At 30.0% G+C, this 5,531-nt stretch carries 6 protein-coding genes; 2 read left to right on the top strand and 4 right to left on the bottom strand.

Annotated features, from left to right (window positions below):
* Positions 1-77 precede the first annotated feature (77 nt).
* On the bottom strand, positions 78-473 hold the full coding sequence (locus U9R42_01535) for a response regulator (protein ID MEA3494697.1): 396 nt from the start codon (positions 471-473) through the stop codon (positions 78-80).
* A gap of 246 nt (positions 474-719) precedes the next feature.
* Here U9R42_01535 and U9R42_01540 point away from each other — a divergent pair, with 246 nt between their 5' ends.
* Together U9R42_01540 and U9R42_01545 are read left to right on the top strand one after the other, a co-directional pair.
* Positions 720-2,066 carry a sigma-54 dependent transcriptional regulator gene (locus tag U9R42_01540; GenBank protein ID MEA3494698.1) on the top strand — a complete coding sequence of 449 codons (1,347 nt, stop codon included), beginning with the start codon at positions 720-722 and terminating at the stop codon, positions 2,064-2,066.
* Between the two features lie 27 nt (positions 2,067-2,093).
* On the top strand, positions 2,094-2,441 hold the full coding sequence (locus U9R42_01545; protein MEA3494699.1) for an Hpt domain-containing protein: 348 nt from the start codon (positions 2,094-2,096) through the stop codon (positions 2,439-2,441).
* A 21-nt stretch (positions 2,442-2,462) separates the two neighbouring features.
* Here U9R42_01545 and U9R42_01550 read toward each other — a convergent pair whose 3' ends face one another.
* The 3 genes from U9R42_01550 to U9R42_01560 all read right to left on the bottom strand — a co-directional run bounded on the left by U9R42_01550 (position 2,463) and on the right by U9R42_01560 (position 5,192).
* Positions 2,463-3,164, bottom strand: coding sequence for a sulfite exporter TauE/SafE family protein (locus U9R42_01550; protein ID MEA3494700.1), 702 nt, complete (start codon positions 3,162-3,164; stop codon positions 2,463-2,465).
* A 164-nt stretch (positions 3,165-3,328) separates the two neighbouring features.
* Entirely contained in the window at positions 3,329-3,970 is a 642-nt protein-coding gene (locus U9R42_01555; protein ID MEA3494701.1) for an FISUMP domain-containing protein, read from the bottom strand.
* A gap of 361 nt (positions 3,971-4,331) precedes the next feature.
* Positions 4,332-5,192 (bottom strand): Rpn family recombination-promoting nuclease/putative transposase, encoded by an 861-nt coding sequence (locus tag U9R42_01560; GenBank protein MEA3494702.1) that lies wholly within the window; start codon positions 5,190-5,192, stop codon positions 4,332-4,334.
* Between the last annotated feature and the right edge of the window lie 339 nt (positions 5,193-5,531).

Genomic DNA, 5,531 nt, shown 5'->3' on the forward strand with positions numbered 1-5,531 from the left:
CCCCTAAAATATAATTCAATTTATTGGCATATTTGAAATTTAATTGGTATTACTTGAGGGTTTTGTAATATTGTTAATCACATTTGATTATCATTAAATAATATATTCATAAATGACTTGATTTTGTTATAAGCATGTTCATTTTTTTGAATATAATATGAAGCACCAAATTTTAATGACTTAGATACAATGTTCATTTTCTCTTGAGCAGAAAAAAGTATAACTTTAATATCTTTATTAAATTTTTTGATTTTTTGTAATGTTTGAATACCGTTCATTCCATCCATTTCATAATCTAAAATTACAACATCAGGTGCCAACTTTATATTTTGAATACAATCCTCTCCTGAATTAAAAGATTTGATATTATTATAATTATCAATGTTTAGATTATATTTTAATAATTTATGATAAATAGGATCATCATCTACAACAAATATTAAAGGGTTTTTATTTAAAGTTTGATTTTTCATAATTTAATAAATCAATTTACAAGTATCTTTTTAGCTATTTTTATACCATTTGCCATTAATCATAAAATATACTAATTATCAGTCTTTTAAAGCAAATGGCAAACATATATACGTTCTTAAATAGAGATGGAATTTCCCATTGTTAGAATTTTTATTATTTTTCTAAAAAAATATTCCTATTTTTAGAGTAATTCCTTATCTTGTTTTTTTTTTAATACTATTCCATTTAATAGAAAAGAAATTATTATGTCAGCATTTAAAATTTTCATTGTAGAAGATGATATTATGTATGGTGAAATTTTGGAATTTAACCTGAAACTCAATCCTGATTATGAAATAGAAAGATTTACAACAGGAAAAGAAGTTCTTAAAAATCTTTACAAAAATCCATCAGCAATTTCACTTGATTATTCATTACCTGACATGACAGGACATGAAGTTTTAGAAAAAATACAAAAAAGTAATCCTGAAATCCCTGTGATTGTTGTGTCAGGACAAGAATCTGTTAACACAGCAGTTGATATGTTAAAAAAAGGAGCTTATGAATATATAGTAAAAGATGAAGATACTAAAGATAGGCTTTGGAATACATTAAACAAAATTCGCGAAAACACTAAGTTAAAACAAGAAATATCAGACCTAAAAGATGAGATAGGGAAAAAATATGAATTCAATAAAGTTATAAAAGGTAATAGCCCTCAAATTAAAAATGTATTTAAATTAATGGAAAAGGCTATAAAAACCAATATAACTATTTCACTTACAGGCGAAACAGGTACAGGAAAAGAAATTGTTGCAAAAGCTATACATTATAATTCCAAAAGAAGTAAAAAGCCATTTATTGCTTTTAATGTTTCTGCCGTTCATAATGACCTTATGGAGAGTGAACTTTTCGGACACGAAAAAGGAGCATTTACAGGAGCAAATTCAAGAAGAATTGGTAAGTTTGAAGAAGCAAGTAAAGGGACTATTTTTCTTGATGAAATTGCAGAAATGAATACTAATATGCAAACAAAGTTGTTACGTGTCATTCAAGAAAAAGAATTGACTAGAGTTGGTAGTAATTCTGTAATAAAAATTGATGCACGAATAATTGTGGCAACTCATAAAAACCTTGTTGATGAAGTTAAAAAGGGGAATTTTAGAGAAGATCTTTTCTTTAGACTTTTAGGACTTCCTATTGAAATACCTCCATTGCGTGATCGTGGTAATGATATTTTAATTCTTGCGAAACATTTTATTGATGATTTTTGTAAAGAGAATGAAATGGAAAAAATATCTATTTTACCAAAAGCTCAAGAAAAACTTATGAGTTATGCTTTCCCCGGTAACGTTAGAGAACTAAAAGCTATAATGGAACTTTCAGCAGTAATGAGCTCAAATACGAGCATTGAGGAAGATGATATATCCTTTAATTCAACAAGATCAATGTCTAATTTTATGCTTGAAGAAAATACTTTGAAAATCTATACAATTAAAATAATCAAGCATTATTTAAACAAATATGATAATAACATTTTGAAAGTTGCAGAAATATTAGATATTGGCAAATCAACTATTTACAGAATGCTAAAAAATAATGAAATCAAATAATTTTATTTAATTTCTAAAAATAAAAATATGCAAGAAGAAAAACTTTATAATCTCCTAAACTTAACAAACATGATTGGAACAGAAAAAGAATCTATCCAAGAATTTGTTAAAATATTTATAAAACTTGCTAATGAAACTTTAGAAGATATCAATTCAAATTTTGATAAAAAAAACTATGTTAAAGTTGGAGAATTGGCACATAAATTAAAAGCATCAATTGACATAATCGGTATAAGCTCACTTAAAAATAATATTCGAGAAATCGAAAATAATGGAAAAGAAGAAACAAATATTGATAAAATTCCAAATTTGATTGAAAAATTGAATGATGTTATTAATAAAACAATAGTTCAGTTAGAGAAAGACATACTTTAGGGGGGTTCTAATAATTCTTCATTACAAACCAAGAAATAAAATAGCCAAACCGCTCAACAAAATTGTTGCACCGGCAATAGCATGAGTATATTTTTCAAACTTTTTTAAAGGAAGGAAATTGATTCCAAAAAAGGCAAGTAAAACAATGCTTAGCATTGTAAGTATTGTTACAAATGAGAATACTGCAATAACTGTTATCAATCCTAAAGTATTACCCTCAGAAGCAGGATACACAACAATTGCAATTAAAGGTTCACAAGGTCCCAATACAAAGATTGTAAATAATATCCATGGTGTCAAATTTTTATTATGAGTATGATTATGCTCGTCTTCATGCGTGTGAGAATGGGCATGAATATGTCCTTTTTTATGTAAATGAATATGCTTGTGAGTTTTTTTATTATAAACTCTCCATAAGCCCCATAAGAAATAAATAAGCCCAAAAATTACAAATGCCCATGCCGCCAAATTACCTCTTAATCCTTCAATTCCATTTATTTTTGAAATTCCAAAACCAAGAGCAACTCCAATTAATGCTATTGCAATAGAACTTCCTACATGCCCAATACCACAAACAATTGTTATCCATGTGGTTTTTATCCATGACCATTTTCGTGCTTTTGATAAAACAATAAATGGCAAATAATGATCGGGTCCCATTAAAGTATGTAAAAATGCAATAGAAGCTACTGATAAACTTAATATTTTAATTTCTTCTGTCATTGTTTTTTTATTACAGCAAATATAAGAAATGTATTTATAGAACATCCCTATATTTATACTCCTTGCTAAACTCCTTTGTTCACCCTGTTAAATCCACTTTTTGGAAGGCTACGCTTTATTGAACAGGGTAAACTTCGCGGAAATAAACAAATAAATCAAATAAATTAATCCCTCAAGCAACGAACAGAGATGCCCAACTCCTCACTGTCGTAGTCTCTGCTTACATAGCTGTTATAGTAATACAGTAGCCGGTTCCAGGCATAATCGGCATCGTCCTCAGTCGCACTCCACCAGTAACCGCTGTTTCCAATACTGTAGAACACTCCATCCTCGTCACGGCAGCCACCCGGAAGGGCTGTAAAACCAGATGTGCCAAAATCTGAATCGTTTTCTAATCCTCCACCAGTCCATAAACCTGCATTACCTGCCAATTTGCTACCTTCGTCTGTGCCCCGCCCACCTGTATCATCAGCCTCTGCCTGTGACATGCCGAGTGTCATTTCCAATTCCTTCCACTCATCATCAGTTGGTAAATGCCAGCCAGTGGGGCAAACTTTCTTTGCCGTTTCCCAGTCGTATAGATAACCGTAAGTTTCTACATTTGCATCATTATTATCGTAAGCCCAATAGTTTCCGTTTGATGGTGCATAAGCGAGGTTCTCTGACATCCACCATTGTTCTCCAATTTTTATGGTTTTATATACCTTGCTATCACGGGAATCGGTAAAGGTTCTGGTTGTTTGACATCCCATCAAACCAAACCCCAACAAGAGTAGGACAATTAATTTAAACTTTTTGTGTCGCATTTTTGTCCTCCTTTTTTAATTGTTAATATTCATTTTATTTAACTGTTTTTGTTCAATGTTTCAAACTTGTAGGGTCTTGTACCAATTCTGACTAACGTTAAAATCAGTCGCTGATTTTCAATTGTTTCTAAAATTTCATTTTTTCTCACTTCTTTTCATTTTTTTTACCCACATTTTACGTTAGCAATAGGAATTAATCGGCTCCTCTGATGTGGGGAATGAACGCCAACGGTAAATTGTATGAATAGTTACCGATTACAGAAATCAAATTTTCAGTTCCAGAAAATCTTTGCTACGAGCTAAAATGTTTAATTTCAGCAAATTCACGGCAATTATTTATACATACTGTTAGCATTTGTTATTATTTCAATTCGTTAATTTCTTTTTCTGTTAATCCAGTGTATTTCATAATTTTCTCAATAGGTTCTTTGTCTTTTATCATTTCTTTTGCAATTTCAATCTTTCCTTTTTTAAGCCCTTTTATTTCTCCTTTTTCGAAATATGTATTTTTTATGTTAAATATATCTCGGTAAGCATTTACACTTGCTTCGTATTGTTTGTATTCGTCAGGTTTAAGTTTCGCAATTTCTGCTGTCTCAAAAAGTCTTAAAAATATTTTTTCTTTCAATTCAACAGGTATTCTGTCAAGTTTTGGCAAATTCTTTAAAACAAACATCCATTTGTCAAAGCCTGTTTCTAATTCTTTTTCAGACTTTTCAAACTTAGGCATTTCGAGATAAATGTAGTTTAACTTCTCGTAAAATACTGTTTTTGTTTCTTGTTCTGTAAGTTTTACATCGTGGCGATATTTATTTGGGTCGCTTTCTTCAAACACAAAGTCTAGAATACCTATTGTATAAACTGCTTTTAGTTCAAAATTCCAAAATCTGTCTTTGTTTCTTGCTTGCTCTTGAATTGGAAAGGTGGAATAATAAATTGTTCGGTCTTTGAAAAATTTTTGCTCTGCCTTTTGTATTTCCACAATAAATTGTTCACCTTTTTCATTCGTGCAATAAATATCAAATATTGCTCTTCTGTCGCCTACTGATATTGGTAATTTTTCATTTGGCAAATATGATAATTCGGTAATTTTTCCTTCTTGGTCTTTTAGCAGTTCATTCAAAAAATCCAATAATAAATCCTTATTGGGTTCTTCACCAAAAAGTCTCTTAAAGCCGTAGTCGGTAAATGGATTAATATATCTCTCTTTAAATTCTGTCATACTAAAAATTTCAATCAAATATACTAAAAATTTCAATCAAATGCAAAAATACAATTATTTTTCAATTCGCACAATCTTTTTTATTAATAAATGGTAACGTTTAAGCTATGCCCAGTAAGGGGTTGCGAAGCTCTGCCGTTTCAGTTTATATTTAATTTTCATTACTTGCATTTACTTTCAATTTATCACTAAAACCCTTATTGGGTATAGGTTTTGTGTGTGCCCTGCATAAGCAGTAGCTACACACTAACCATAAGCATTGTAAAAAATGCCAAAGGTACAAATTTATTTTATAAAAGTACATGGTTAGTGAGTAAATTTATTCCAGAGGGTGAGAGT

It is taken from the genome of Bacteroidota bacterium, assembly GCA_034723125.1.
Classification (GTDB): domain Bacteria; phylum Bacteroidota; class Bacteroidia; order CAILMK01; family JAAYUY01; genus JAYEOP01.

Coding starts and splice junctions, on each gene's coding strand:
- U9R42_01555 (MEA3494701.1), bottom strand. CDS start 3,970: ATGCGACACAAAAAGTTTAAATTAATTGTCCTACTCTTGTTGGGGTTT.
- U9R42_01560 (MEA3494702.1), bottom strand. CDS start 5,192: ATGACAGAATTTAAAGAGAGATATATTAATCCATTTACCGACTACGGC.
- U9R42_01550 (MEA3494700.1), bottom strand. CDS start 3,164: ATGACAGAAGAAATTAAAATATTAAGTTTATCAGTAGCTTCTATTGCA.
- U9R42_01545 (MEA3494699.1), top strand. CDS start 2,094: ATGCAAGAAGAAAAACTTTATAATCTCCTAAACTTAACAAACATGATT.
- U9R42_01535 (MEA3494697.1), bottom strand. CDS start 473: ATGAAAAATCAAACTTTAAATAAAAACCCTTTAATATTTGTTGTAGAT.
- U9R42_01540 (MEA3494698.1), top strand. CDS start 720: ATGTCAGCATTTAAAATTTTCATTGTAGAAGATGATATTATGTATGGT.